This is a genomic window from Streptomyces sp. NPDC048192, from assembly GCF_043202415.1.
GTDB lineage: Bacteria > Actinomycetota > Actinomycetes > Streptomycetales > Streptomycetaceae > Streptomyces.
Window position 1 is genome coordinate 88158 of sequence record NZ_JBIDAL010000024.1, and the last position, 26023, is coordinate 114180.

Sequence of the window (26023 nt, forward strand, 5' to 3'; positions counted from 1 at the left end):
GCCCCGCCGACCCGTTCGTACGGCCCCGGAAGGCGCGCCCTCCGGGGCCGTACGCATGCCCCAAGTCTCACGCGCGGCGACAGAGTTCGCGGATCTGTCCTGTGACATCGCTCCCAGCGCTGTGAATAAGCCCACGAACACAGCAAACGATCAGGTTCACCTGCAAGAGTGTCCTCTGATTGCACATGCGTTCTTTGCGGGCTGTTCAGTTTATAGACGATCATTCCCGGCCAAAGATCCACAAATCGTACTTCTGGGAGCTCGTCCGTGGCAGACCTCGCGCGTTGGTGTGTCCGGCATCGGCTGATCGTCGTGCTGCTGTGGCTGCTCGCCTTCGGCGGGGTCACCGCGGGCGCCGCCGTGGCCGGTTCGTCGTACTCGAACGCCTATGACGTTCCCGGCACCGAGGCCGGCCGCGCGACCCAGCTGCTCAAGGAGGGCTTCCCGGGCCTGGGCGGGGACAGCGACACCGTCGTCTGGCACACCGGCACCGGCAGCGTCCGCACCGCCGCCGTCGAGCAGACCATGACCCGCACCCTGGACCGGATCGCCGGGCTGCCCGGCATCGCCTCGGTGGACGGCCCGTACGGCCGCCAGGGCGCCCACCGGATCAGCGCCGACGGCCACACGGCCTACGCCACCGTCACCTTCACCCAGGAGGCCGAGCACATCGGCAAGGGCGAGGCGGAGGCGGTGGTGCGCACCGCCAAGGCCGCCGAGGGCCACGGGCTCCAGGTGGAGCTGGGCGGCAGCGCCATAGGCCTCACCGCGTCCCCGCGCGAGCACACCGCCGAGGTGGTCGGCGTCCTCGTCGCCGCCGTCGTGCTGTTCCTCGCCTTCGGCTCGCTCGCCGCCTCGGCCCTGCCCATCGCCACCGCGCTGGTCGGCGTCGGCACCGCCTACTCCGGCATCGGGCTGCTCGGGCACGCCATGACGGTCGCCGACTTCGCGCCCATGCTCGGCATGCTCATCGGTCTGGGCGTCGGCATCGACTACGCGCTGTTCATCGTGACCAGACACCGGCGCGGACTCAAACGCGGCCTGGACGTCACCGAGGCCGCGGTGAACTCCGTCGCCACCACCGGACGCGCGGTGGTGTTCGCGGGCGCGACGGTGTGCATCGCGCTGATGGGCATGCTCATCCTGCGCCTGAGCTTCCTCAACGGGGTCGCCGTGGCCGCCTCGTTGACCGTGGTGCTCACGGTCGCGGCCTCGGTCACCCTGCTGCCCGCCCTGCTGTCGTACATCGGCTCCCGGGCCCTCAGCCGCCGCGAGCGGCGCCGGCTCGCCGAGCACGGGCCGCGCCCGGAACTGCCCACCGGGCTGGCCGCCCGCTGGTCGGCGCTGGTCGAACGCCGCCCCAAGCTGCTCGGCTCGCTCGCCGTGGTCGTCATCGCCGTGCTCGCCCTGCCGACCTTCTCCCTCCACCTCGGCACCTCCGACCAAGGCAACGACCCGAGCACCTCCACCACCCGCAAGGCCTACGACCTGCTCGCCGAGGGCTTCGGGCCCGGGGTGAACGGGCCGCTCACCCTGGTCACCCGGGTGGAGGGCGCCGACGGTGGTCTGGCCCTGGACAACCTCGACACGACCCTGCGCGCCACCCCGGGCGTCGCCTCCGTCACCCCGGCCACCTTCGACGCCGGCGGCACCACCGCCTACCTCACCGTCGTCCCCACCTCGGCGCCGCAGTCGCAGCAGACCAGCGACCTCGTGCAGCGGCTGCGCACCAAGGTGCTGCCGCGGGCCGAGACCGGCACCTCCCTGCACATCCAGGTCGGCGGGGTCACCGCCGGCTACGACGACTTCGCGGCCGTGATCGTCGGCAAGCTGCCGCTGTTCGTCGGCGCGGTCATCTCCCTCGGCTGTCTGCTGCTGCTCGTCGCGTTCCGCTCCCTCGGCATTCCGCTGAAGGCCGCGGTGATGAACATCGCCGCCGTGGCCGCCGCGTTCGGGATCGTGGTCGCCGTCTTCCAGTGGGGCTGGGGCAGCGAACTGCTCGGCCTCGGCCGGGCCGGGCCCATCGAGCCCTTCCTGCCGGTGATCATGGTCTCGGTGCTCTTCGGGCTGTCCATGGACTACCAGGTCTTCCTGGTCAGCCGGATGTACGAGGAGTGGCTGGAGACCGGCGACAACCGGCGCGCCGTCCGCGTGGGCCTCGCCGAGACCAGCCGGGTCATCAACTCCGCGGCGATCATCATGATCTCCGTCTTCCTCGCCTTCGTGCTCAGCGGCGACCGCGTGATCGCCATGTTCGGCATAGCGCTCGCCTCCGCCGTCGCCCTGGACGCCTTCGTCCTGCGCACCCTGCTCGTGCCCGCGCTGATGCATCTGCTGGGCTCCGCGAACTGGTGGCTGCCCGCCTGGCTGGAGCGCCGCCTGCCGCACCTGAGCATCGAGCCGCCCGAGTGCCGTGCCGCCCACGAGAGGCTCGCGGGCGTCACGGTGGCGGACCTGCAGGAGGACGATCAGCGCGATGTACGCGATATCCCTGGGTGACGACGGCGCCGAACTGCGGCCCGTGGAGGTCTGGCACGCCGAGGAGGTGCTCGCCCACATCGACCGGGGACGGGAGTTCATCGGACGGCACATCGGGATGCCGGACGTGGTGGCCGACCTGGACGGCGCCATTGCCTGGATCCGGTCGTACGCCGACCGGCGTGCCTTCGACGCCGGCGGCCTGCACGGCATCTGGCTGGACGGCTCGCTGGTCGGGGGCCTGCTGTTCCGGGTGTGGGACACCGCGAGCGGGGTGTGCCGGGTCGGCTGCTGGCTGGAGCCCGCGGCGACCGGGCGCGGACTGGTCACGCGGGGCATGCGGGTGCTGCTCGACTGGGCTTTCGAGGAGCGCGGCATGCATCGCGTGGAGTGGCATGTGTCCACCGCCAACGAGCCCAGCATCAACGTGGCCCGCCGTCTCGGCATGACCCGCGAGGGTGTGCTCCGCGAGAACCACCCGCACCGGGGTGTGCGCACCAGCACCGAGGTCTGGTCGCTGCTCGCCCCCGAGTGGCGCGCGGCACGCAGGCGTGGCGCGCACGACGATCATTAAGGGCCCTCTCAGACGGGGTCCGTACGGTGCCGGGCATGGCTACGAAGACACAGGAAGGCGCCCCGGCCGGCACCGAGGCGCAGGACGACGACACGGCGGTGGAGGCCGCCGGCACCGAGGAGGGAACCGCGGAGCAGGAGACCGCCGCGGAGCAGGAGACCGCCGGGCAGGAGACTGCCGCGGAAGGGGCCGCCGAGGAGGCGGCCGGGCGGGAGAAGGCGCCCTCCGGGGTCGGGCAGGGCGCCGGCGCGGTCGTCTCCGCCGCGCTGGGGTTCGTCTCGCTCAGCGGCGGCTGGATCGGCACCGTCGCGGGCGCCCGCGAACAGCTCGTCGGCCAGCTGCGGACGTCGTCCACCGCGAGCGTCGCCACCCAGATCAAGGCGGTGTACGGCAACGCCTGGCACAGCACCGCCCTGTGGGCCGGCCTGTTCGCGCTGGCCGCGCTGCTCACCGGTGTCGTCGTGCTGGCCCGGCCCGCCTTCGGCGCCCCCGGACGCCCGCAGGCGCACTGGATCAAGTCGGTCGCCTGGGGCGGTGTCTCGCTCGGTGTCATCGGCCTGCTGCTGGCGGTCCTGAAGTACTCCGACGCCCTGCTCGCCCTGCCCTCGACAAGCTGAGAAAGCCGCAGGTCCCCAGGGGCCTTAGGGAGTCCATGAGCACCTCATGGGCTCCCTGAGGCCCCTTACGCGCGCGTGCGGCCCGTGCGCGGCCCGAAGATGCGGAACTCTCCCGATGCGGCGCACCCGGCTGGGAGACGAAGGTGAAGGCATCGCAGAACGCGAGGCACCACACCGGCTCTCCGCGAAGGGACACGTCATGATCGAGTTCGAGTACCACAAGATGCGCTCCGCCGAGCTGATCCGCGAGGCCGAGCAGGCACGGCTGGCCCGCGAGGCCGCCCGGGCGCACCGCGCCGCCCGCCGCGCGGGTTCGGCCGGCCCCGAGGGCGCGGCCGCCGAGTCCCATACCGGCCGGCCGCGCCGGCACCGGCTCCCGCGCACCGCGTGACCGCCACAGCGGCGGAGGGGGCCGGGACGGAGAGGACAGGGACGGAGGGTGGCCGTACGGGGGTCGGCCGCCTTCCGGACCGCCCGGGCCCGGGTCGTACGACCGCCCATCCCGGTCGTACGACCCGTCCGTCCGGGACTACGACCCGCCCGGCCATCGGTACGACGATCGCACCGGACCTGTGGAAAACCGCTGCCCCGCCGTCCCGGTCCCGTGCGATGCTCGGGCCCGTGGAGACCAGGTCCGTCAGTCCCGTGTTCGTCGGCCGCACCGGCGAGCTGGGCGTCTTGAACGACGCGCTCGCCCGCGCCCGCGCCGGCGAGCCCCAGGCGCTGCTGCTCGGCGGTGAGGCGGGAGTCGGCAAGACCCGCCTCGTCGAGGAGTTCGCCGCGCTCGCCGGCCGGCACGCGGTCGCCGCCGTCGGCGGCTGCGTGGAGATCGGCGCCGACGGGCTGCCGTTCGCGCCCTTCGCCGCCGCGCTGCGCACCCTGCGGGACGCCCTGCCCGAGGAGTTCGCCGCCGCCGCGCGCGGCCAGGAGGAGGAGCTGGCCCGCCTGCTGCCCGACCTCGGCGAGGCCGGCGCCGGCCACCACGACGAACAGGGCATGACCCGCCTGTTCGAGCTCACCGTCCGGCTGCTGGAGCGGGTCGCAGCCGAGCGGCCGGTCGTGCTCGTCCTGGAGGACCTGCACTGGGCCGACGCCTCCACCCGCCACCTCCTCGCCTACCTCCTGCGCACCCTGCGCACGGGCAGGCTCCTCGTCCTCGCCAGCTACCGCTCCGACGACATCCACCGCCGCCACCCGCTGCGTCCCCTGCTCGCCGAGCTCGACCGGCTGCGCACCGTCCGCCGCATCGAACTGGCCCGCTTCACCCGCGAGGAGGTCGGCGGCCAGATCGCCGGCATCCTCGCCGCCGATCCCGACCCCGCCCAGGTCGACGAGATCTTCGAACGCTCCGACGGCAACGCCTTCTTCGTGGAGGAACTCGCCGTCGCCGCCCGCGACGGCTGCTGCGCCGGGCTCACCGACTCCCTGCGCGACCTGCTCCTGGTCCGGGTCGAGGCGCTGCCCGAGAGCGCCCAGCGGGTCGCCCGCATCGTCGCCGAGGGCGGCTCCACCGTGGAGTACCGGCTGATCGCCGCCGTCGCCCAGCTCGGCGAGGACGACCTCATCGAGGCGCTGCGGGCCGCCGTCGGCGCCAACATCCTCACCGTCACCCCGGACGGCGACGGCTACCGCTTCCGGCACTCCCTGGTCCGCGAGGCCGTCGCCGACGACCTGCTGCCCGGCGAACGCTCCCGCCTCAACCGCCGCTACGCCGAAGCGCTGGAGGCCGACCCCACGCTCGTCCCGGCCGACGCGCGCGTGATGCGCCTGGCCAGCTACTGGTACCACGCGCACGACCCCGCCAAGGCCCTGCCCGCCGTCCTGGACGCCTCCGTCGTCGCCCGCCGCCGGCACGCCTACACCGAGCAGCTCCGGCTGCTGGAGCGGGCGATGGAGCTGTGGGACAGCGCCCCGGAGGAGGTGCGCTCGGCCCTGCGCCCGGTCGACTACACCGAGGTCTATCCCCCCTGCGGCTGCGACCCGGCCACCACCCCGCTGCGCTATCTGGACCTGATGGCCGAGGCCGCCGTCGCCGGCCGCTTCGGCGGAGAACGGGAACGCGCACTGAAGATCACCAAGCGTGCGCTGCGCCTCCTGGAGGACGAGCCGGACCCCCTGCGCGCCGCCTGGTTCTGGATCCAGCGCTCCCGCCTGGTGCAGGCCCAGGCCCGCGGCGACGGCCGGCAGGAACTGGCCACCGCCCAGGACCTGGTGCGCGGCCTGCCGCCGTCCGAGGTGCACGCCGAGGTGCTGGCCCTCGCCGCCAACTGGTCCATGCTGCACCGCCCCGGACCCGAGGCCTTCGCCGCCGCCCAGCGTGCCGTGGAGTACGCGCGCATGGTCGGCGCCCGTGAGATCGAACTGCACGCCCGCCTCACCCTGGGCTGCCTGGAGGTCGACTCCGGCGACACGGAGACGGGCCTTGACCGGATGCGGCAGGTGCTGCGGGACACCCTCGCCGAAGGCGTGCACCAGGTGGCGGGCCGCACTTACGTCAACCTGCCCTCCCAGCTGCAGGGCATCGGCCGCGACCGGGAGGCCGTCGTCCTCCTGCGCGAGGGCATCGCCTTCAGCCGCGCCCAGGGGCTGCTGGACTCCGAGTCCTGGATACGCGGCAACCTGGCCGAGGCCCTGTACGCGCTCGGCGACTGGGCCGAGGCCGCCGAGGCGGCCGCCCACGCCTCCCGGGCCGGGCACAGCGCCAAGACCCGTGGCACCGGCGCCCTGCACCTGGCCCACCTCGCCCTGGCCAGGGGCGACCTCGCCGGGGCCGGCCGCGAGCTCGCCGCCGCCCGCGCCCACTACGGCACGCACGACCCCATGCCCCAGCACTCCCTGCCGCTGGCCCGGGTGGCCCTCGGCGTCGCCGCCGAGGAGGGCCGCACGGCCGACGTCCGCGCCGAACTGCTCCGGGCCCTGGACGACGGCTTCCCGCCCGGCACCCAGCGCTACGGCTGGCCGCTGCTGCGGGCCGCCGCCGCGGCGGAGGCCGAGACCCGCGCCCTGCCCGCCGCCGAGCCCGGCCGCGCCGAGATCCTCGACCGCCTCGGCGAGGCCGTACGGCACCTCGCCACCGGCGGCCCCCTCTGGCGGGCTTACGAGCAGTGGACCCGCGCCGAGCTGCGCCGCGCGCAGGGCGCGGACACCGCCGACGACTGGTCGCCGGTCGTCACCGCCTTCGAGTGCCTGGACCGCCCCTACGACCTCGCCCGGGTCCGCCACCGCCTCGCCGCGGCCCTCCTGGCCGAGGGCGGCGACGACGAACGCGATCGCGCGCTGGAACTGCTCCGGCTGGCCGCGGCGGTCGCCGCCCACCTCGGTGCCCGCCCGCTCGCCGACGCCGTCGCCCGGCTCGCCCAGCGCGCCCGCCTCACCCTGACCCGCCCGCCCCGGCAGGCCCTCGCGCCGGCCGACCCGGTCGCGGCCCTCGGGCTCACCAGCCGGGAGCGGGACGTGCTGCGGCTGGTCTCGGCGGGCCGCACCAACCGCCAGATCGCCGAGGAGCTGTTCATCTCGCCGAAGACGGCGAGCGTCCACGTCTCCAACATCCTGGGCAAGCTCGGCGTCTCCGGCCGCGGCGAGGCGGCGGCGCTGGCGCACCGGCTGGGGCTGTTCCCGTCGGGGGACGAGGAGCGGCTGGCCGCCGGATGACGCGCAGCCCGCCTCACCTCACTTCCACCTCCAGCACCCGGTCGTCGCCCTTCCCGGGCCGGCCCCGGCCGTCGGTGTTGCTCGTCACCAGCCACAGCTTGTCGCCGCCCGCCGCGACCACCGTGCGCAGGCGGCCGTACCTGCCGGTCAGGAAGGCCTGCGGCGGCGCCGCGGCCCGCGTGCCGTCGAGCGGGACGCGCCACAGCCGCTCGCCCTTGAGGGCCGCCATCCAGATCACGCCGTTCACGTAGGCGATGCCGCTGGGGGAGGCGTCGTCGGTGTGCCACTGGGCCAGCGGGTTCTGGAAGGCGGGGTCGGAGGACCTGCCCTCGGCCTTCGGCCAGCCGTAGTCGCCGCCCGGCTTGATCGCGTTCAGCTCGTCCCAGGTGTCCTGGCCGAACTCCGAGGCGAACAGGCGCTGCCGGCCGTCCCAGGCCAGGCCCTGGACGTTGCGGTGGCCGTACGAGTACACCGGCGAGCCGGGGAACGGGTTGCCCGGAGCCGGCTCGCCCTCCGGGGTCAGGCGCAGGATCTTGCCGCCGAGCGACCTCCTGTCCTGGGCCAGGCCCCGCTCGCCGCTCTCCCCGGTGCCCGCGTACAGCATGCCGTCCGGGCCGAACGCGATCCGGCCGCCGTTGTGGATGAAGCCCTTGGGAATGCCCTTGAACACCGTGTCGGGAGCGCCCAGTTGCTCGCCGGCCGGCTTGCGCTCGTCGTACAGCATGCGGACGATGCGGTTGTCCGAGGCCGAGGTGAAGTAGGCATAGATCATGTGGTCCGAGGCGAAGCCGGGGGAGAGGGCGATGCCCAGCAGACCGCCCTCGCCGGCCGGGGACACCCCGGAGACCGTGCCCAGCTCGGTCGTACGGCCCGTCCCGGCGTCGATCCGGACGATCGTTCCGTCGTCGCGGGACGAGACCAGCAGCCCGCCGCCGGGCAGCGCGGCCAGCCCCCACGGTGTCTTCAGATTCCGGGCAACGGTGCGCAGCACCTTCACCGATCCCTTGGCCGGCGGGGACGATGCGGTGGCCCGGCCGGAGGGGGCCGTGCCCGGCGCCGTACCGGTGGCCGTCGTCCGCCCGGCGCCGGACGCGGGCCCTTCGCCGCCGGCGGAGCAGCCGGCCGCCAGCAGCAGGGCGGCCGCGGCCAGCACGGCCGGCACAGCGCGTCGTCGCACGATCGTGGTCCCTTCGAGGCGGTGGTCCGGCGGCGGATGCTCGCTCGCGTACACCGCCAGCCTCCCCGGGTTCCCGCTCCGGCACCACCGATCCCGCGAAGGTCGTCAGTCCCAGGAACCCTGCGCCGCCGGCAGCCGCGCTATCTCGGCCAAGTCCTCGCCGGTCAGCCGCAGTCCGCTCGCCGCCGCGTTCTCCACCGCCCACCGCTCCCGCTTGGCGCCGGGCAGGGCGATCACATGGCGGCCCTGCGCCAGCACCCAGGCCAGCGCCACCTGGGCCGGGGTGACGTGCTCGCCGTGCCGGCGGGCGATGCGGCGCAGGCCCGCGACGATCGGCTGGTTGGCCGCCATCATCTCCGCCGTGAACCGGGGATGCCGGGCGCGGACGTCGTCCGGCTCGAAGCCCTCGCCCGGAGTCAGCGTGCCGGTCAGGAAGCCGTTGCCGAGCGGCATCGCGGCGAGGAAACCCACGCCCCGCGCCTCACACCACGGCAGCAGCGTCCGCAGCGCCTCCGGCGACCACACCGACAGCTCCGCCTCCACCGCGGCCACCGGGAACACCTGCTGCACCCGCTGCAACTGGCGCAGGGTGCCGTCGTGCAGCCCGGCGCCCGAGCGCCGTCCGCCGCGCGCCCCCACCGCGCACAGGCCGAGCGCCCGCACCTTGCCGGCCCGCACCAGGTCGGCCATCGCGCCCCAGGTCTCCTCCACCGGCACCTCCGGGTCGGCGCGGTGCAGCTGGTAGAGGTCGATCACGTCGGTCTGCAGGCGCCGCAGCGAGGCGTCGCAGGCCCGCTTCACATAGCCGGGGCGGCCGTTGGCCACGATGTGCTGCTCGCCCACCAGCAGCCCCACCTTCGTGGACACGAAGGCCTCCGCGCGCCGCTCCTTGAGCACCCGGCCGAGCAGCAGCTCATTGGTGAACGGGCCGTACATGTCCGCCGTGTCCAGCAGGGTCGAGCCCAGGTCCAGCGCCCGGTGCACGCATCTGAGCGACTCGTCGCCGCGCTGCCGGGAGGTGCTGTACGCCCAGCTCATCGGCATGCACCCGAGTCCGACGGCCCCGACCGCGAGCGCCCCCGCGCCGATCGTCCTGCGCTCCACCTGCTCGTGAACCTCCCTTAGCCCGGCCCCCAACCTAACCTCTGCACGCGCGCGTGCCTGACATAGCCTCCTTGCCATGAGTGCTGACGTATGGCTTCCCATCGCGCCCGAGGAGATCGAGGGGCTTCCCGCCGGGCCCCGGTACCTGTTCTGGGACGGCGAGGAGGAGTTCCCCGGCGATCCGGCCGACTGCGCCTTCTACGTCGTCCCGTACATGAAGCCCTCCGGTGTCGGGGTGCGCCCGCTGCCGCGGATGGCCGCCGTCGAGGTCGTACAGACGCTGTCGGCCGGCATCGACCACGTGGAGCCCGGCCTCGGCCACCTGCGGCCGGGCGTGCGGCTGTGCAACGCGCGCGGGGTGCACGAGGCGAGCACCGCCGAGCTGACGCTGGCCCTGGTCCTCGCCTCCCTGCGCGGCATCCCGGACTTCGTGCGGGCCCAGGACCGCGGCGAGTGGCTCGGCGGATTCCGGCCCGCCCTCGCCGACAGATCCGTCCTCATCGTCGGCTACGGCTCCATAGGCGCCGCCATCGAGGACCGGCTCGCGCCCTTCGAGGTCGCGCGGGTGGCGCGCGTCGCGCGCTCTGAGCGCACCACGGCGCGCGGTCCGGTGCATCCACTCACCGAATTGCCCTCTCTGCTTCCACACGCCGACGTCGTGATCCTCTCCACGCCCTTGACGGAGCAGACGCGGGGCCTGGTGGACGCCCAGTTCCTGGCGCGGATGAAGGACGGCGCGCTGCTCGTCAACGTCGCCCGCGGACCGGTCGTCGACACGAAGGCGCTGCTCGCGGAGGTGGAGAGCGGCCGGATCACCGCGGCCCTGGACGTCACCGACCCCGAGCCGCTGCCGCCGGGACACCCGCTCTGGCAGGCCCCCGGCGTGCTCATCAGCCCGCACGCCGGCGGGCCCACCTCGGCGTTCCTTCCCCGCGCGAAGCGGCTCCTCGTGGACCAGCTGACCCGGTTCGTGAACCGGGAGCCGCTGCGGAACGTGATCCTGACGACGGGGTCCGGCGGCAGGGTCTGATCCGCTTCCGGCACCCTGCGCAACCCCCCGGACGCGGTCCGTACCGGCATCCCCGCTGGTCGTCACGGAGCGTAGAGAAGCTATGTCCCTGAGTGACGATCCTGGTGTATCGTCCCGGAAGGGGCAGCGCCGCCGACCGTTGGGCGCCGGGGATGGACATTTCAGATTTGTGAGGGGGGCGACGGGCGATGCACGGCCTATGGACGCACGATCCGACGCGGCGGAGCCGCCGACGGCGGCCCTGGCGCACGGCCGCGCGCAGACGCGGTCACCACACCGGCCACCACAGCCATCACCAGCGCCGGCACAGCGGCCGCAGGAGGCATGCGCACCCGGCGCACCGGCACCGGGACCCGGGAGCGGCGCTCACCGGGAGGCCCCGGTGAGCGCCCCGCCCTCGCTGACGACCGCCCTCGACCCAGCGGTGCGCGCACCGCACCCGCAGCAGGCGCCGCCGCCGGGCCGGCCGCCCGCCGGAGAGGGCACCCGCACGCTGGAGCAACTCGTCCTCGCCCTCGTCTGCGCGGCCTACGCCGTCGGGGCCGCGTTCGACTGGGGCACGGACGAACTGGCGTTGATCATGGGCGACTTCGGACTCAGCGCCGCGGCCGGCGCCGCCGCCGTGTCCTGCTTCGTGTACGCCCGCAGCCCGCGCGTCCACTTCCGCTCGGCCTGGATGCTGTTCGCCTTGTCCTCGATGATGGCGGCCCTCGGCAACGCCGTCTGGGGGTGGTACGAGGTCGTCCTCGGGCAGTCCGTGCCCAGCCCCAGCTACGCCGACCTGTTCTTCCTGTGCTTCGCGCCGCCCGCCATCGTGGGCCTGCTGGTGCTCGCCAAACGGCCGGTGACCAAGGCCGGCTGGATCTGCCTGGGGCTGGACGCCTGGCTGATCGGCGGCTCGCTGCTCACGCTGTCGTGGAGCCTGGCGCTCGCCCAGGCGGCCCGGTTCGACGGACCGAGCGTGGCGCACACCGCGCTGTCGCTGGCGTACCCGCTGATGGACATCGCGCTCGTCAGCATGGTGCTCGCGCTGCACTTCCGCCGCTCCCCGGGCAACCGCACGGCGGTGAACACCGCGATCGGCGCCCTGGCGCTGACCGTGATGTGCGACGCGCTGTTCACCTCGCCCCTGCTGCACAGCAGTTACCACTCCGGGCAGCTGCTGGACGCCGGCTGGTTCTCCGGTTCGCTGCTGCTCGCCTACGCCCCCTGGGCGGCGACCCGCCGCAAGGGCGCGCAGCGGGCGCGCGTACCGGACGGGCACACGCGCGTGGTCCACGAGCACCTGCCCGGACAGCGCGGCACCGGCCACCCCCGCGTGCCCGTGCCCACCCCGGGAGGCGATCACAGCCGTTATCCGGCCGGCCGGCCGCTCTCCGGCTCCCTGGCCGCCCTCACCCCGTACCTCGCCGCAGCCGTGTGCACCCTGGGCATCCTGTACAACGTCCTCAACGGGCGCCGGCCCGACCACGTCGTGCTGATCACCGCGGGCGCCGTGGTGCTCGCGCTCGTCATCCGGCAGGGCATCATGCTGCTGGACAACATCACCCTGACCCAGGAACTGGCCCAGAAGGAGAACCACTTCCGCTCCCTGGTGCAGGGCTCCAGCGACGTCATCATGATCGCCGCGCCCAACGGCGTCCTGCGGTACGTCTCCCCGGCCGCCGCCGGGGTCTACGGCCGCCCCGCCGAGGAACTGGTGGGCACCGAACTGGCCGCCCTCATCCACCCGGAGGACCTGGGCTGCGTGGTGCACGAGGTGCGCCGCTTCCTCGCCGCCAGCCCGGTGGAGGAGCCCACCACCCGGATCGAGTGCCGCTTCCGGTCCGGCGACGGCGGCTGGCTCAACGTGGAGTCGACCGTCAACCGCCACCACGGCGGCCTGATCTTCAACAGCCGGGACGTGACCGAGCGGGTCCGCCTCCAGGCACAGCTGCAGCACAACGCCGAGCACGACCCGCTGACCGACCTGCCCAACCGCGCCCTGTTCACCAAGCGCGTCCAGCAGGCCCTGTCCGGCCGCCGCGCCACCGACCGGGGTGCCGCCCTGCGGGGTACGGCCGTGCTCTTCATCGACCTGGACGGCTTCAAGGCCGTCAACGACACGATCGGGCACCAGGCCGGCGACGAGCTGCTCGTCCAGGCCGCCCGCAGACTCCAGGACGCGGTCCGGCACGGGGACACCGCGTCCCGGCTGGGCGGCGACGAGTTCGCGGCCCTGATCGTCGGGGACGGCACCCGGGAGCATGCCGCCCGGGAGCGGAACATCCTGGAGCTCGCCGACCGCCTCAGGGTGACCCTCTCCCAGCCCTACGCCATCGACGGCCGGGACGTCCGGGTCAACGCCTCCATCGGCGTCGCCTTCGCCGAACCGGGCCTCGGCGCGGGGGAGCTGCTGCGCAACGCCGACCTCGCGATGTACCGCGCCAAGGCGGCCGGAAAGGGCCGGGTGGAGCTGTACCGGCCGCAGATGCAGCAGGACGTCGTCCGCAAGGCGGAGCTGGCCACCCGGCTGCGCGCCGCGCTGCACGACGGCGAGTTCGCCCTGCTGCACCAGCCGGTGGTGCGCCTCGACGACGGCCGGATCACGGCGGTCTCGGCGCAGGCCCGCTGGCGCTCCTCGCAGGGGGTGCTGTTCACCCCGGCCGAGTTCCTGCGGATGGCCGAGGACGGCGACAAGACGGCCGAGCTGGACCGCTGGATCCTGCGGGAAGCGGTCGAGCAGGCCGCCGAGCGGGCGGCGAGCGGGACGGTCGTCCCGGTGGCGGTGCGCACCAGCGCCCGGCGGCTGCTGGACCGCTCGGTGCCGCCCGGCTCCGTGGAGGCGCTACTGACCCGGCACGGGCTGCCGCCCGGCGCGCTGGTGCTGGAGCTGTCCGACACCGATCCGCGGGTCGGCCTGGACGAGCTGGAGCGCCGGCTGACCGCGCTCAGCCGGCTCGGGGTGCGGATCGCGCTGGACGGCTTCGGCAGCGGCCACGCGGCCATCACCGCCCTCAGAAGGCTGCCCGTGGACATCCTGAAACTCGACCGCAGCCTGGTCGAGGGCGTCGTGGAGTCCGCGCGGCTGCACAAGATCACCAGCGGTCTGCTGCGGATCGCCTGCGACCTCGGGCTGCAGTCCGTGGCCGAGGGCGTGGACCTGCCCGAGCAGGTCCTCGCGCTGCGCGCGATGGGCTGCACCCACGGGCAGGGCATGGCCTTCGCCGGCCCGCTGGACGAGTACCGGCTGCGCCGGGCGCTCGGCTCCGGCCACTACCCGGTGCCGCACGCACCCGCCGAACCGGCGTTCGCGGGCACCGCCCCCCGCTCACATTCCGAGACTCCCGTCCCACCTACTTGACATGTGGTGCGCGTCGGGGGGAGGGTCAGTGCCATGCGCACCCGAATTCTCGTACTTGGACAGCGCGTCGGCTGAGCTGGGACCCACCGGAGGACCTTCCGGAAACCCCAGCGACCTCACCGGCGCGCTCCCCTCGCTTGCCCTACGGCACGAGGGGTTTTTTGTTGCACGAGTGCCGTTCGTGCAGCGCTTGAACTCCGCCCAAACCTCGCAAAAACCCTCAGCATCGAGAAGAGAATGCCGATGACCGAGCAGGCCACCGGGGCCCATCCGCAGCCGCGGCCCCGATCCGGAGGACAGCAGTCCGCCCCCGTCGAGCACGTCACGGGTGCGCAGTCCCTCATCCGCTCCCTCGAGGAGGTCGGCGCTGACACGGTATTCGGCATCCCCGGCGGCGCGATCCTGCCGGCGTACGACCCGCTGATGGACTCCACCCGGGTGCGCCACGTGCTGGTCCGCCACGAGCAGGGCGCCGGCCACGCGGCCACCGGCTACGCCCAGGCCACCGGCAGGGTCGGCGTCTGCATGGCGACCAGCGGCCCCGGCGCCACCAACCTGGTCACGCCGATCGCCGACGCCCACATGGACTCCGTGCCGCTGGTCGCGATCACCGGCCAGGTGGCGTCCTCGTCCATCGGCACGGACGCCTTCCAGGAGGCGGACATCGTCGGCATCACCATGCCGATCACCAAGCACAACTTCCTCGTCACCAAGGCCGAGGACATCCCGCGGGTCATCGCGCAGGCCTTCCACATCGCCTCCACCGGCCGCCCGGGACCGGTCCTGGTGGACATCTCCAAGGACGCCCTCCAGGCGAAGACCACCTTCAGCTGGCCGCCCACCATGGACCTGCCCGGCTACCGCCCGGTGACCAAGCCGCACGCCAAGCAGATCCGCGAGGCGGCCAAGCTGATCACCTCCGCCAGGCGGCCGGTCCTCTACGTCGGCGGCGGCGTCCTCAAGGCGCAGGCCACCGCCGAGCTGAAGGTCCTCGCCGAACTCACCGGAGCGCCCGTCACCACCACCCTGATGGCGCTCGGCGCGTTCCCCGACAGCCACCCGCTGCACGTGGGAATGCCGGGCATGCACGGTGCGGTCACCGCCGTCACCGCGCTGCAGAAGGCCGACCTGATCGTCGCCCTCGGAGCCCGCTTCGACGACCGCGTCACCGGCAAGCTGGACAGCTTCGCCCCGTACGCCAAGATCGTCCACGCCGACATCGACCCGGCCGAGATCGGCAAGAACCGCGCCGCCGACGTGCCGATCGTGGGCGACGCCCGCGAGGTCATCGCCGACCTGGTCCAGGCCGTGCAGAAGGAGCACAGCGAGGGCCACAAGGGCGACTACACCGCCTGGTGGAGCGACCTGAACCGCTGGCGCGAGACCTACCCGCTCGGCTACGACCAGCCCGAGGACGGCTCCCTGTCCCCGCAGGCGGTCATCGAGCGCATCGGGCAACTGGCGCCCGAGGGCACGATCTTCGCCGCGGGCGTCGGCCAGCACCAGATGTGGGCCGCGCACTTCATCCAGTACGACAAGCCCGCCACCTGGCTGAACTCCGGCGGCGCCGGAACGATGGGCTACGCGGTCCCGGCCGCCATGGGCGCCAAGGCCGGCCGGCCGGAGCAGACCGTCTGGGCGGTCGACGGCGACGGCTGCTTCCAGATGACCAATCAGGAACTGACCACCTGCGCGCTGAACAACATCCCGATCAAGGTCGCCATCATCAACAACGGCGCCCTCGGCATGGTCCGCCAGTGGCAGACCCTGTTCTACAACCAGCGCTACTCCAACACCGTGCTGCACTCCGGCCCCGACGACATCAACCCGGACGCGAAGGGCACGCGCGTGCCGGACTTCGTGAAGCTGTCCGAGGCGATGGGCTGCGTGGGCCTGCGCTGCGAGCGCCCGGAGGACCTGGACAAGGTCATCCAGGAGGCGAACTCCATCAACGACCGCCCCGTCGTCGTCGACTTCATCGTCCACGAGGACGCGATGGTGTGGCCGATGGTCGCCGCCGGCACCTCCAACGACGAGATCATGGCCGCCCGGGACGTCCGCCCCGACTTCGGCGACAACGAAGACGACTGAGCGAGAGAGACGTAAAAAGACCATGTCCAAGCACACGCTCTCCGTCCTGGTGGAGAACAAGCCGGGCATCCTCGCCCGGATCGCCGCCCTGTTCTCCCGCCGCGGCTTCAACATCGACTCGCTCGCGGTGGGCGTCACCGAACACCCCGACATCTCCCGCATCACCATCGTGGTCGGTGTTGAGGAACTGCCGCTGGAGCAGGTGACCAAGCAGCTCAACAAGCTCGTCGAGGTGCTGAAGATCGTCGAGCTGGAGCCGGGTCAGGCCGTGCAGCGCGAACTGGTCCTCGTGAAGGTCCGCGCCGACAACGAGACCCGCTCCCAGATCGTGGAGATCGTCCAGCTGTTCCGCGCCAAGACGGTCGACGTCTCCCCGGAGGCCGTCACCATCGAGGCCACCGGATCCAGCGAGAAGCTGTCCGCCATGCTGAAGATGCTCGAGCCGTTCGGCATCAAGGAGCTGGTCCAGTCGGGCACGATCGCGATCGGCCGCGGCGCCCGTTCGATCACCGACCGTTCGCTGCGCGCGCTCGACCGATCGGCATAAGACCGGAAACGGGCGGTCGGCGCGCCGCCGCCCGCCCGTATGCCGAGACCCCCAGACTTCCTTCCCACCCACCGTCATACGGTGGGACGCACAACCTGCACACCAAGGAGAGAACCCAAAGTGGCCGAGCTGTTCTACGACGCTGACGCCGACCTGTCCATCATCCAGGGCCGCAAGGTCGCGGTCATCGGCTACGGCAGCCAGGGCCACGCCCACGCGCTGTCGCTGCGCGACTCCGGCGTCGACGTGCGTGTCGGTCTGCACGAGGGCTCCAAGTCCAAGGCCAAGGCCGAGGAGCAGGGCCTGCGCGTGGTCACCCCGGCGGAGGCCGCCGCCGAGGCCGACGTCATCATGATCCTCGTCCCGGACCCGATCCAGGCCCAGGTCTACGAGGAGTCCATCGCCCCGAACCTGAAGGACGGCGACGCGCTGTTCTTCGGCCACGGCTTCAACATCCGCTTCGGCTTCATCAAGCCCCCGGCCGGCGTCGACGTGTGCATGGTCGCCCCCAAGGGCCCGGGCCACCTGGTGCGCCGTCAGTACGAGGAGGGCCGCGGCGTTCCGTGCATCGCGGCCGTGGAGCAGGACGCCTCCGGCAACGCGTTCGCGCTGGCCCTGTCGTACGCCAAGGGCATCGGCGGCACCCGCGCGGGCGTCATCAAGACGACCTTCACCGAGGAGACCGAGACGGACCTGTTCGGTGAGCAGGCCGTGCTGTGCGGTGGCACCGCGGCTCTGGTCAAGGCGGGCTTCGAGACGCTGACCGAGGCCGGCTACCAGCCGGAGATCGCCTACTTCGAGTGCCTGCACGAGCTGAAGCTGATCGTGGACCTGATGTACGAGGGCGGCCTGGAGAAGATGCGCTGGTCGATCTCCGAGACCGCCGAGTGGGGCGACTACGTCACCGGTCCGCGCATCATCACCGACGCCACCAAGGCCGAGATGAAGAAGGTCCTCGCCGAGATCCAGGACGGCTCCTTCGCGCAGCAGTGGATGGACGAGTACCACGGCGGTCTGAAGAAGTACAACGAGTACAAGCAGCAGGACTCCGAGCACCTGCTGGAGACCACCGGCAAGCAGCTGCGCAAGTTGATGAGCTGGGTGAACGAGGAGGCGTAAGCCTCACGTCAGGGGGCCGGGGCAGTCTGCTCCGGCCCCCGTCGTCCATCTGTTGTCCAGCCCGTCCAGCCCCGGACGGGTGATCCTTCCGTGGAGGCGCAAGACGCCCTGCGCCACGCCACTACACTGCTGCACATAACACGCGTCAGGCCCACAGCGTCGTGCGTCTTCCGCGGCTAGCCCCCCTCCACCGCCAGCGGCCGTCGGGACGGCCGTCCGCTTTGGACTTGTGAGGACCTCACGTGAGCTCGAAACCCGTCGTACTCATCGCTGAAGAGCTGTCGCCCGCGACCGTGGACGCACTCGGCCCGGACTTCGAGATCCGGCACTGCAACGGAGCGGACCGAGCCGAACTGCTCCCCGCCATCGCCGACGTCGACGCGATCCTGATCCGCTCCGCCACCAAGGTCGACGCCGAGGCCATCGCCGCGGCGAGGAAGCTCAAGGTCGTCGCCCGCGCCGGCGTCGGCCTGGACAACGTCGACGTCTCCGCCGCCACCAAGGCCGGCGTGATGGTCGTCAACGCCCCGACCTCCAACATCGTGACCGCCGCCGAGCTGGCCTGCGGTCTGATCCTCGCCTCCGCCCGCAACATCCCGCAGGCCAACGCCGCGCTGAAGAACGGCGAGTGGAAGCGCAGCAAGTACACGGGCGTGGAGCTGGCCGAGAAGACCCTCGGCGTCGTCGGCCTCGGCCGCATCGGCGCCCTGGTCGCCCAGCGCATGTCCGCCTTCGGCATGAAGGTCGTCGCCTACGACCCCTACGTGCAGCCCGCGCGGGCCGCGCAGATGGGCGTCAAGGTGCTGTCCCTGGACGAGCTGCTGGAGGTCTCCGACTTCATCACCGTCCACCTGCCCAAGACCCCCGAGACCCTCGGCCTGATCGGCGACGAGGCGCTGCGCAAGGTCAAGCCGAGCGTGCGCATCGTCAACGCGGCGCGCGGCGGCATCGTCGACGAGGAGGCGCTGTACGCGGCGCTGAAGGAGGGCCGGGTCGCCGGCGCCGGCCTCGACGTGTACGCCAAGGAGCCGTGCACCGACTCCCCGCTGTTCGAGCTGGACCAGGTCGTGTGCACCCCGCACCTGGGCGCCTCCACCGACGAGGCCCAGGAGAAGGCGGGCATCGCCGTCGCCAAGTCCGTCCGCCTCGCCCTCGCCGGCGAGCTGGTGCCGGACGCGGTGAACGTCCAGGGCGGTGTCATCGCCGAGGACGTCAAGCCGGGTCTGCCGCTCGCCGAGCGCCTCGGCCGGATCTTCACCGCGCTCGCCGGTGAGGTCGCCGTCCGCCTCGACGTCGAGGTCTACGGCGAGATCACCCAGCACGACGTGAAGGTGCTCGAGCTGTCCGCGCTCAAGGGCGTCTTCGAGGACGTCGTCGACGAGACCGTGTCCTACGTCAACGCGCCGCTGTTCGCGCAGGAGCGCGGCGTCGAGGTGCGGCTGACCACCAGCTCCGAGTCGAGCGAGCACCGCAACGTGGTCACCGTGCGCGGCACGCTCGCCGACGGCGAGGAGGTGTCGGTCTCCGGCACGCTGGCCGGCCCCAAGCACCTGCAGAAGATCGTCGCGGTCGGCGACTACGACGTCGACCTCGCGCTCGCCGAGCACATGGTGGTGCTGCGCTACGAGGACCGTCCCGGTGTCGTCGGCACCGTCGGCCGCATCCTCGGCGAGGCGGGCATCAACATCGCCGGCATGCAGGTCGCCCGCGCCGCGCAGGGCGGCGAGGCGCTGGCCGTGCTCACCGTCGACGACACGGTGTCCCCCGGCGTGCTGGCCGAGGTCGCCTCCGAGATCGGCGCCACGTCGGCCCGGTCGGTGAACCTCGTCTGACACAGCTGTGAAACGCCGGGCGGGCTGACCTTCGTCAGCCCGCCCGGCGTTCTGTCCTTCCGCGCCCTACTTCTCCCCGACCCCGATCCCGCGAAGGCTCACCGCCGCGCCCACCGCCGCCAGGGCCAGCAGCACCGCCCCGGCGACCGCCGCGCCGTGCATCCCGGTGGTGAACGCCTCCCGGGCGTTGGCGAGCAGGGACGCACCGGCCGGGCCGGGCAGGTGGGCGGCCGTGGCGAGGGCGTCGCCCAGGGTCTCGCGGGCCCCGGCCGGGGCGCCGGCCGGCATCTCGTGGCGGTAGACCGCCGTACCGATCGAGCCGAGGACCGCCATGCCGAGCGCCCCGCCGAACTCGGCGCTGGTCTCCAGCAGGGAGGAGGCGGTGCCCGCCCGCTCCACCGGCGCGCCGCTCATGGCCAGGTCGGTCAGCTGGGACATGATCGCGACGACTCCGCAGGCGAGGACGCCGGCCCCGGCCAGGGCGAGCCACAGGGAGTCGGTGCCGACGAGGGCGAGCATCGCGTAACCGGCCGCCATGGCCGCGAAGCCGCCGGCGACGACGTGTCCGCGGTGGACGCCCCGCTGGACGAGCTGTGCGGTGACCGGGCCGGCGAAGCCGATGAACACCGACGGCAGCAGGCTCCACAGGGCCGCCGCGAGCGGGCCGTAGCCGAGGACCGACTGCAGGTACTGCGTGGTGAAGATGGCCGAACCCATCATGCCGAGGCTGCCGATGAGGTTCAGGACCAGCGCCGGGGTGAAGCCGCGGCCCCTCAGCAGGGCCGGCGGGATGAGCGGCGAGGCGGCCGTGCGCTGCCGCTGGACGAACAGGCCGGTGAAGAGCAGGCCGACGGTGACGGAGACGACGTACAGCGGGTGCCAGCCCTCGGACGGGATCTCCTTCAGGCCGTAGATCACCGGGAGCACGGCGGCCATCGACAGCGGGACGCTCAGCCAGTCGAAACGCCCGGGGCCCGGGTCCCTGGACTCCGGCAGCAGCACCGGGCCGAGGAGCAGCAGCAGGGCCATCGCGGGCAGGTTGACCAGGAACACCGAGCCCCACCAGAAGTGCTCGACGAGGATGCCGCTCATCACCGAGCCGAGCGCGATGCCGCCGGTCATCACCCCGGACCACAGGCCGATCGCCTTCGCCCGCTGGGCGGGGTCGGTGAACATCGTGCGCAGCAGGGCCATCGTGGACGGCATCAGGGTCGCGCCGCCGATGCCGAGGACCGCGCGGGCCGCGATCAGGGTTCCGGCGCTGTCGGCGTAGGCCGCGAGGAGCGAGGCGCCGCCGAAGGCCGCGGCGCCCATGAGCAGGAGCCTGCGGCGCCCTATGCGGTCGCCGAGGGAGCCCGTTGTCATCAGCAGGCCGGCCAGGACGAAGCCGTAGATGTCGAAGATCCACAGCTGCTGGGTGCCGCTCGGGTGCAGGTCCGCGCTGATCGCGGGGGTGGCGAAGTACAGGACGGAGACGTCCATCGAGACCAGCAGGAGCGGGAGCATCAGCACGCCGAGAGCGGTCCACTCGCGGCGCCCGGCGCGGGCGGGGGCGGCGCTGCCGGCGCCGACCGGGGCGTTCGTGCTCGTCGAGTTCGTCATGCCGAGGACTGTACGGACGTCTTAAACGCTTGTCTAGAACGACTGTATAAGTCATGCGTCTAGGACGGTTGTATGGACGGGCGGTAGGGTGAGCGCATGGGACACCGTGAGGATCTGCTCGAGGGCGCCAAGCGCTGCCTGCTCCAGAAGGGCTTCCTGCGCACGACCGCGCGGGACATCGTCAAGGAGTCGGGCACCAACCTGGCGTCGATCGGCTACCACTACGGCTCGAAGGCCGAGCTGCTGGTGCAGGCCTACATCTCGCTGATCGAGGGCGTGGGGGAGCGGTTCGACCCCGGGCTCGGCGGAAAGGTGACGCAGCCCCCCGGATCGCTGGAGCGCTTCCAGGAGGTGTGGGCGACCATCATCCGCACGGTGCCCGGATCACGGCCGATCTGGCTGCTCAGCTTCGAGCTGATGTTCCAGGACGAGCGGCTGGACCAGGTGCGCAAGCTCCTGGCCGACGCGCAGAAGGAGGGCCGGGCCGGACTCGCCGCCCTGTTCGGCGGAGTCCCCGAGGCGGACCTCGACCAGGAGACGGTCGACACCGAGGGCCGCCTCTATCAGACGCTGCTCAACGGCCTCATGGTCCAGTGGCTCTTCGACCCGGACTCGGCGACCACCGCGGAGCAGCTCACCGAGGGGCTGCGGCGGGTGATCGCGTCGGTCCGCCCGAGCTGACCGCCGTCAGCGCTGCTCAGGGCGCCGGTCGCGCAGCGCCGGCCCCAGCGCGGCCAGCATCAGCACCGCGGTCAGCGCGAACCCCCGGGCATACCCCGTGCGCGCCGTGAGGAGGCCGAACCCGGCGGCGCCCACGCCCATGCCGCCGTCGTAGGCGAGGTTCCACAGCGCGATGACCGTGCCGTACGACGGGCGGGAGACACGGCTGTACATCACGGCCAGAGTCGCGTTCTGGGCGATGCCGAAGCCGGTGCCGAAGACCGCCGCCCCCGCCAGTACGGCGACCGGGCCGGCGGCCGCCGCGAGCGCCGCCATCCCCGCGGCCGACACCAGCAGACCCGGTACGACCAGCCGCGCGGAGCCCCGCCGGTCGCCGTACCGCCCCGCCGCCCAGCGGGCCGCGGTCGAGGCGCCGCTCTGCACCAGCAGCGCCGCCGTCGCGACCCCGGCCGACCCGCGCGGAACCGCCAGCGGCAGAAACGTGACCAGGATCCCGGCGGCGAGCGCGGTGGCCGCGAACACCGCGGTCGGCCGCCGCAGCCCGGCAGCACCCAGGGCCTCGAAGACACCGAGTGCCTCGGACTCGCGGCCGCGGACCCGCGTCCCGCTGCCGGCTGCGTGGGCCTCGCCGCCGAGCGCGTTCCCGTCGTCGGTGATGTGCCCGGCGCCGCCGTGCGCCTCCCCCTCCGCGGACGTGAATCTGCCCTCGCCGTCGGCCACTTGCCCCTGATCACCGGTGGCGTCCGCCGCGTCGCCGAGTGGACCGCTCTTCGCCGTGTCCGGTTCCCTGAGTGCCGGCACCGTCGGGATCGTCGCCAGGGCCGCCAGGGCAGCGGCCGTGGTGACCGGGGCGTACCCGACGTGGACGGTCAGCCAGACGCCCAGCGGGAGGGCGACGAGGGACGGCACCCCGCCGACCACGCCGACGAGCGCGAGCCCCTCGGCCCTGCGCCGCGCCGGGATCAGGGCCGCGGTCAGGGCGCCGCCGGCCACCAGCGTGAGGGCGAAACCGAGACCGCGCACCAGGCAGACGGCGGCGGTCCACAGGGGGCCGGGACAGAGGGGCAGCGCCAGCGCGGGCGCACCGAGCAGAAGGAGCCCGGCCGCCAGCGGGCCCCGGTTGCCGTATCGGCGCAGGATCCGGGGTCCGGACAGCTCGCCGAGCACCGTCGACAGCATCATCGCGCCGGTCGCGAGACCCGCCCCGCCGCGGCCGGCGTGCGAGGGCACCGAAGACAGCAGCAGGAAGAAGCTCACCGTGGCGCCCACCATGCTCACGAACCGCAGCAGCAGGGCACGGTTCAGCAGGGGCGGCCGCGCGGGACAAGTCCCGGTCCGCATCAGGGAGTTCGTCATGCCACCGACGCTAGGCGGCGACCGGCCCCCCGGTAAGCTCCAATTCCATGGCTGTGCAGTGGGCCGGTCGGTCCCCCGAGTTGCTGCTGACCGTCGACCGGAGCAGCGGTGAGCACCTGCGCGTCCAGCTGGAGCGGCAACTGCGCGACGCGATCCGCACCGGCCGCCTGCACACCGGCGAACGCCTCCCCTCCTCCCGCGAACTGGCCCGCTCACTCGGCCTGTCCCGCGGCCTGGTCCAGGACTGCTACGCCCAGCTGCAGGCCGAGGGCTACCTGGTCACCCGGGCCGGCTCGGCCACCCGGGTCGCCCCCTGCGGCCCCCCCGCCCCGGCCCCGCCGACGCCGTCGCCGATCCCCGAACGGCCGCGCCTGATCGCCGACTTCCGGCACGGCGTACCCGACCTCGCCTCCTTTCCCCGCGACGACTGGCTGTGGGCGCTCCGGGAGGCGGCCCGCCGGATGCCGACCGCCGGCCTGGACTACGGCGACCCGCTCGGCAGCCGGGAGCTGCGCACGGTCGTCGCCGCCTACCTGCGCCGGATCCGCGCGGCCGCCGCCGACCCGGACCACACCCTCGTCTGCTCCGGCTACGCCCAGGGGCTCGCGCTCACCCTCCAGGCCCTGGCCGGCGCGGGCGTGCGCACCGTCGCCCACGAGGACCCCGGCAGCCCTGCCACCGCGACCGCGGCCATCCGCGCGGCCGGCCTCACCCCGGTCCCCGTGCCGGTCGACGCGCACGGCGTCGACGTGGCGGCCCTGGCGGCGACCGACGCCCGCGCGGTGATCGTCACCCCGGCCCACCAGTGGCCCACCGGGGTCCTCCTCGCCCCGGAACGGCGGCACGCGCTGCTCGCCTGGGCGCGGCACCGCGACGCGTACGTCGTCGAGGACGACTACGACGCCGAGTTCCGCTACGACCGCGAACCGGTGGGCGCACTCCAGGGCCTCGCGGCCGACCGGGTCGTGTCGATCGGCACGGTCAGCAAGTCCCTCGCCCCCGCCCTGCGGATAGGCTGGCTGCTGTCCCCGCCCGCGCTCACCGGCCGGCTCGCCGAGCTGAAGCGGATCGCCGACCGCGGCACCCCCACGCTCGACCAGCTGGCCCTCGCCCTGCTGATCGAGTCCGGCCGCCACGACCGTCATCTGCGCCGGATGCGCCCCCTGTACGCGGCCCGCTGCAGGGCGCTGCGCGCCGCCCTCGCCGAGCACGCACCGACGGTGCGCCTGACCGGCCTCGCGGCGGGATTCCACGCGGTGGCCCACCTTCCCGCCGGGGCCGACGAAGAGACGGTGATCGCGGCGGCGCGCGCCCGCCGCGTCGGTCTGTACGGCATGAGCGCGAACCGTGCCTCCCGCGCCACCGAGCCGCCTCGGCTGGTCCTCGGCTTCGGCAACGTGCCCGAGCGGGCGATCGCCGAGGGGATCGCCGTGGTCGGAGACCTGCTCGGCTGAAGTCCGCCCGGCGCGGCTACAGCCGGGCCCGCTTCAGGGCCATGTGCAACAGGAGCCGGTCCTCGCCGTCGTCCAGGTCCAGGCCGGTCAGCTGCTCGACGCGGGACAGGCGGTAGTACAGGGTCTGGCGATGGATGCCGAGTTCGGCGGCGGTGCGGCCGGCCTGGCCCGCGCAGTCGAGGAAGACCTCGGCGGTGCGGGCCAGTTCGCGATGGGCGGGGACGAGCAGCGGGCCGACCACGGGATCGTGCGCGGCCTGCGCCGGCAGCGCGGTCAGCAGCCGGTACGGCCCGATGCGCGCCCACTGGGCGACCGGCCCGAACCGGGGCTCGGCCAGCGCGGCGCGCGTCGCGGCGGCGGCCTCCTGCCAGACCGCCCCCAACTCGGCCAGCCCGACGCGGGGTTCGCCGACCCCGGCGGCGCACCGGGGGGCTGCGGCCTGCCGGACCACCGCCGCCCCGGCGAGTCCCGCGGCGGCCGCCGCGGCCGCGCGGGCCCCGGCTCCGCGCGCGGCGCCGTCCGGCGCGCCTCCCGCGCTCCCCGGAACGCCGCGCACCGCTTCGGCCTCCTTCAGCAGCCGCGTGGCCGCCGCCGTCGCGGGGGCGCTCACGTCCGTGGCCCGCAGGCGCACCAGCAACGCCAGACTCTGCGCCGCCGCCCCCCAGGGCAGCGTGCACAGCGCCGTGGCGTGCGGGATCGTCCGGGCCGCGGGGGCGTCGTCGGGATCGGCCGACGGCCAGGGCGCGACGCACACCAGGGTGACGGGGCCGTCGGCGCGGGGGCCGAGCGCGGTGCGCAGCTCGGCCACCGCCATGTCCTGCTGCCAGCCGCGCTCGGCGGTGAGCACCGCCCGCAGCTCCCGGCTCAGCCCGGCCCCGGCCTCCGCCTCGTCCGCGAGCAGCGCGCCGATCCGGCCGGCCACCGCCATCGCGGCGGTCAGCTGGGCGTCCGTCGGCCCGGGGTCGCCCTCCAGCAGCCAGACGTAACCGAGGACGACACCCCGATGGCGTACCGGCAGGCAGATCCGGCCGCGGTAGACCCCGGCCTCCGGGCTCGGCGGGATCCGCACCGGGCCGGTCGCGCGGGTGATGCCGAAGCCCTCGAACCACGCGCGCACGGTCGCGGTGGAGCGCCGGGTCAGGATCGAGCGGGTGCGCACCGGGTCCAGCGCGGAGGGATCCAGCTCGTCGTCGCTGTCGTACGCGCCGAAGGCGATCAGCTCGAAGTCACGGTTCTCCAGGGTCGCCGGGACGCCCAGCAGCTCGGAGATCTCGTCGACCAGCTCCTGGTAGTCGCCGCCCTTTAGGCCCTTGAAATCCGCCGCCACCCGGCCATTCTCCCTCATTTTCCGGCGGCCTTCATACATC

Annotated in this window: 18 protein-coding genes; 13 read left to right on the top strand and 5 right to left on the bottom strand. The window is 73.3% G+C overall.

Annotated features, from left to right (window positions below):
• The first annotated feature begins 267 nt into the window (after nt 1-267).
• From ACGFZN_RS36680 to ACGFZN_RS36700, 5 genes are all read left to right on the top strand, one after another.
• The gene (locus ACGFZN_RS36680; RefSeq protein ID WP_393862802.1) at nt 268-2499 is read left to right on the top strand and encodes an MMPL family transporter; all 2232 of its coding nucleotides are present in this window, start codon (nt 268-270) and stop codon (nt 2497-2499) included.
• Nucleotides 2477-3052 carry a GNAT family N-acetyltransferase gene (locus ACGFZN_RS36685; protein ID WP_393862803.1) on the top strand — a complete coding sequence of 192 codons (576 nt, stop codon included), beginning with the start codon at nt 2477-2479 and terminating at the stop codon, nt 3050-3052. The genes ACGFZN_RS36680 and ACGFZN_RS36685 overlap by 23 nt, the downstream gene beginning before the upstream one ends.
• Before the next feature lie 35 nt (nt 3053-3087).
• Complete coding sequence (locus tag ACGFZN_RS36690; protein WP_393862804.1) at nt 3088-3669, top strand: hypothetical protein; 582 nt, start codon at nt 3088-3090, stop codon at nt 3667-3669.
• 199 nt (nt 3670-3868) lie between these two features.
• A complete protein-coding gene (locus tag ACGFZN_RS36695; RefSeq protein ID WP_393862805.1) occupies nt 3869-4060 on the top strand; it encodes a hypothetical protein in 192 nt (63 codons plus the stop codon).
• A 218-nt stretch (nt 4061-4278) separates the two neighbouring features.
• Nucleotides 4279-7320, top strand: a complete 3042-nt coding sequence (locus ACGFZN_RS36700; protein ID WP_393862806.1) for an AAA family ATPase — start codon at nt 4279-4281, stop codon at nt 7318-7320.
• Nucleotides 7321-7333: 13 nt separating this feature from the next.
• On the opposite strand, the gene ACGFZN_RS36705 is transcribed toward ACGFZN_RS36700, so the two are convergent.
• Both ACGFZN_RS36705 and ACGFZN_RS36710 read right to left on the bottom strand, forming a co-directional pair.
• A complete protein-coding gene (locus ACGFZN_RS36705) occupies nt 7334-8482 on the bottom strand; it encodes a PQQ-dependent sugar dehydrogenase (RefSeq protein WP_393862837.1) in 1149 nt (382 codons plus the stop codon).
• Nucleotides 8483-8602: 120 nt separating this feature from the next.
• Nucleotides 8603-9601, bottom strand: a complete 999-nt coding sequence (locus ACGFZN_RS36710) for an aldo/keto reductase (RefSeq protein WP_393862807.1) — start codon at nt 9599-9601, stop codon at nt 8603-8605.
• Between the two features lie 76 nt (nt 9602-9677).
• Here ACGFZN_RS36710 and ACGFZN_RS36715 point away from each other — a divergent pair, with 76 nt between their 5' ends.
• The 6 genes from ACGFZN_RS36715 (at nt 9678) to serA (ending at nt 19563) form a co-directional block, all read left to right on the top strand.
• On the top strand, nt 9678-10631 hold the full coding sequence (locus ACGFZN_RS36715; protein ID WP_393862808.1) for a 2-hydroxyacid dehydrogenase: 954 nt from the start codon (nt 9678-9680) through the stop codon (nt 10629-10631).
• A gap of 382 nt (nt 10632-11013) precedes the next feature.
• The gene (locus tag ACGFZN_RS36720) at nt 11014-13974 is read left to right on the top strand and encodes a putative bifunctional diguanylate cyclase/phosphodiesterase (protein WP_393862809.1); all 2961 of its coding nucleotides are present in this window, start codon (nt 11014-11016) and stop codon (nt 13972-13974) included.
• A gap of 243 nt (nt 13975-14217) precedes the next feature.
• Complete coding sequence (locus tag ACGFZN_RS36725; RefSeq protein ID WP_393862810.1) at nt 14218-16065, top strand: acetolactate synthase large subunit; 1848 nt, start codon at nt 14218-14220, stop codon at nt 16063-16065.
• Nucleotides 16066-16087: 22 nt separating this feature from the next.
• On the top strand, nt 16088-16612 hold the full coding sequence (gene ilvN, locus ACGFZN_RS36730) for an acetolactate synthase small subunit (RefSeq protein WP_393862811.1): 525 nt from the start codon (nt 16088-16090) through the stop codon (nt 16610-16612).
• Nucleotides 16613-16732: 120 nt separating this feature from the next.
• Entirely contained in the window at nt 16733-17731 is a 999-nt protein-coding gene (gene ilvC / locus ACGFZN_RS36735; RefSeq protein WP_361982280.1) for a ketol-acid reductoisomerase, read from the top strand.
• Nucleotides 17732-17973: 242 nt separating this feature from the next.
• On the top strand, nt 17974-19563 hold the full coding sequence (gene serA, locus ACGFZN_RS36740; RefSeq protein WP_393862812.1) for a phosphoglycerate dehydrogenase: 1590 nt from the start codon (nt 17974-17976) through the stop codon (nt 19561-19563).
• A gap of 66 nt (nt 19564-19629) precedes the next feature.
• Here serA and ACGFZN_RS36745 read toward each other — a convergent pair whose 3' ends face one another.
• Entirely contained in the window at nt 19630-21165 is a 1536-nt protein-coding gene (locus tag ACGFZN_RS36745) for an MFS transporter (protein WP_393862813.1), read from the bottom strand.
• 96 nt (nt 21166-21261) lie between these two features.
• On the opposite strand from ACGFZN_RS36745, the gene ACGFZN_RS36750 reads away from it, so the two are divergent.
• A complete protein-coding gene (locus ACGFZN_RS36750; RefSeq protein WP_393862814.1) occupies nt 21262-21846 on the top strand; it encodes a TetR/AcrR family transcriptional regulator in 585 nt (194 codons plus the stop codon).
• A gap of 6 nt (nt 21847-21852) precedes the next feature.
• Here the strand turns inward: ACGFZN_RS36750 and ACGFZN_RS36755 are convergent, their stop codons facing one another.
• Nucleotides 21853-23202: an MFS transporter gene (locus ACGFZN_RS36755; protein ID WP_393862815.1), complete on the bottom strand. Its 1350-nt coding sequence runs from the start codon at nt 23200-23202 to the stop codon at nt 21853-21855.
• Nucleotides 23203-23249: 47 nt separating this feature from the next.
• On the opposite strand from ACGFZN_RS36755, the gene ACGFZN_RS36760 reads away from it, so the two are divergent.
• Nucleotides 23250-24656: a PLP-dependent aminotransferase family protein gene (locus ACGFZN_RS36760; protein ID WP_393862816.1), complete on the top strand. Its 1407-nt coding sequence runs from the start codon at nt 23250-23252 to the stop codon at nt 24654-24656.
• Nucleotides 24657-24672: 16 nt separating this feature from the next.
• On the opposite strand, the gene ACGFZN_RS36765 is transcribed toward ACGFZN_RS36760, so the two are convergent.
• The gene (locus ACGFZN_RS36765; protein ID WP_393862817.1) at nt 24673-26001 is read right to left on the bottom strand and encodes a PucR family transcriptional regulator; all 1329 of its coding nucleotides are present in this window, start codon (nt 25999-26001) and stop codon (nt 24673-24675) included.
• Between the last annotated feature and the right edge of the window lie 22 nt (nt 26002-26023).

Excerpts from the sequence above, each read along its gene's own strand:
- ACGFZN_RS36685 (WP_393862803.1), top strand. The coding sequence starts at position 2,477 with ATGTACGCGATATCCCTGGGTGACGACGGCGCCGAACTGCGGCCCGTG.
- ACGFZN_RS36765 (WP_393862817.1), bottom strand. The coding sequence starts at position 26,001 with ATGAGGGAGAATGGCCGGGTGGCGGCGGATTTCAAGGGCCTAAAGGGC.
- ACGFZN_RS36715 (WP_393862808.1), top strand. The coding sequence starts at position 9,678 with ATGAGTGCTGACGTATGGCTTCCCATCGCGCCCGAGGAGATCGAGGGG.
- ACGFZN_RS36760 (WP_393862816.1), top strand. The coding sequence starts at position 23,250 with ATGGCTGTGCAGTGGGCCGGTCGGTCCCCCGAGTTGCTGCTGACCGTC.
- ACGFZN_RS36690 (WP_393862804.1), top strand. The coding sequence starts at position 3,088 with ATGGCTACGAAGACACAGGAAGGCGCCCCGGCCGGCACCGAGGCGCAG.
- ACGFZN_RS36695 (WP_393862805.1), top strand. The coding sequence starts at position 3,869 with ATGATCGAGTTCGAGTACCACAAGATGCGCTCCGCCGAGCTGATCCGC.
- ilvN (WP_393862811.1), top strand. The coding sequence starts at position 16,088 with ATGTCCAAGCACACGCTCTCCGTCCTGGTGGAGAACAAGCCGGGCATC.
- ACGFZN_RS36700 (WP_393862806.1), top strand. The coding sequence starts at position 4,279 with ATGCTCGGGCCCGTGGAGACCAGGTCCGTCAGTCCCGTGTTCGTCGGC.
- ACGFZN_RS36745 (WP_393862813.1), bottom strand. The coding sequence starts at position 21,165 with ATGACGAACTCGACGAGCACGAACGCCCCGGTCGGCGCCGGCAGCGCC.
- ACGFZN_RS36725 (WP_393862810.1), top strand. The coding sequence starts at position 14,218 with ATGACCGAGCAGGCCACCGGGGCCCATCCGCAGCCGCGGCCCCGATCC.
- ACGFZN_RS36750 (WP_393862814.1), top strand. The coding sequence starts at position 21,262 with ATGGGACACCGTGAGGATCTGCTCGAGGGCGCCAAGCGCTGCCTGCTC.
- ACGFZN_RS36755 (WP_393862815.1), bottom strand. The coding sequence starts at position 23,202 with ATGACGAACTCCCTGATGCGGACCGGGACTTGTCCCGCGCGGCCGCCC.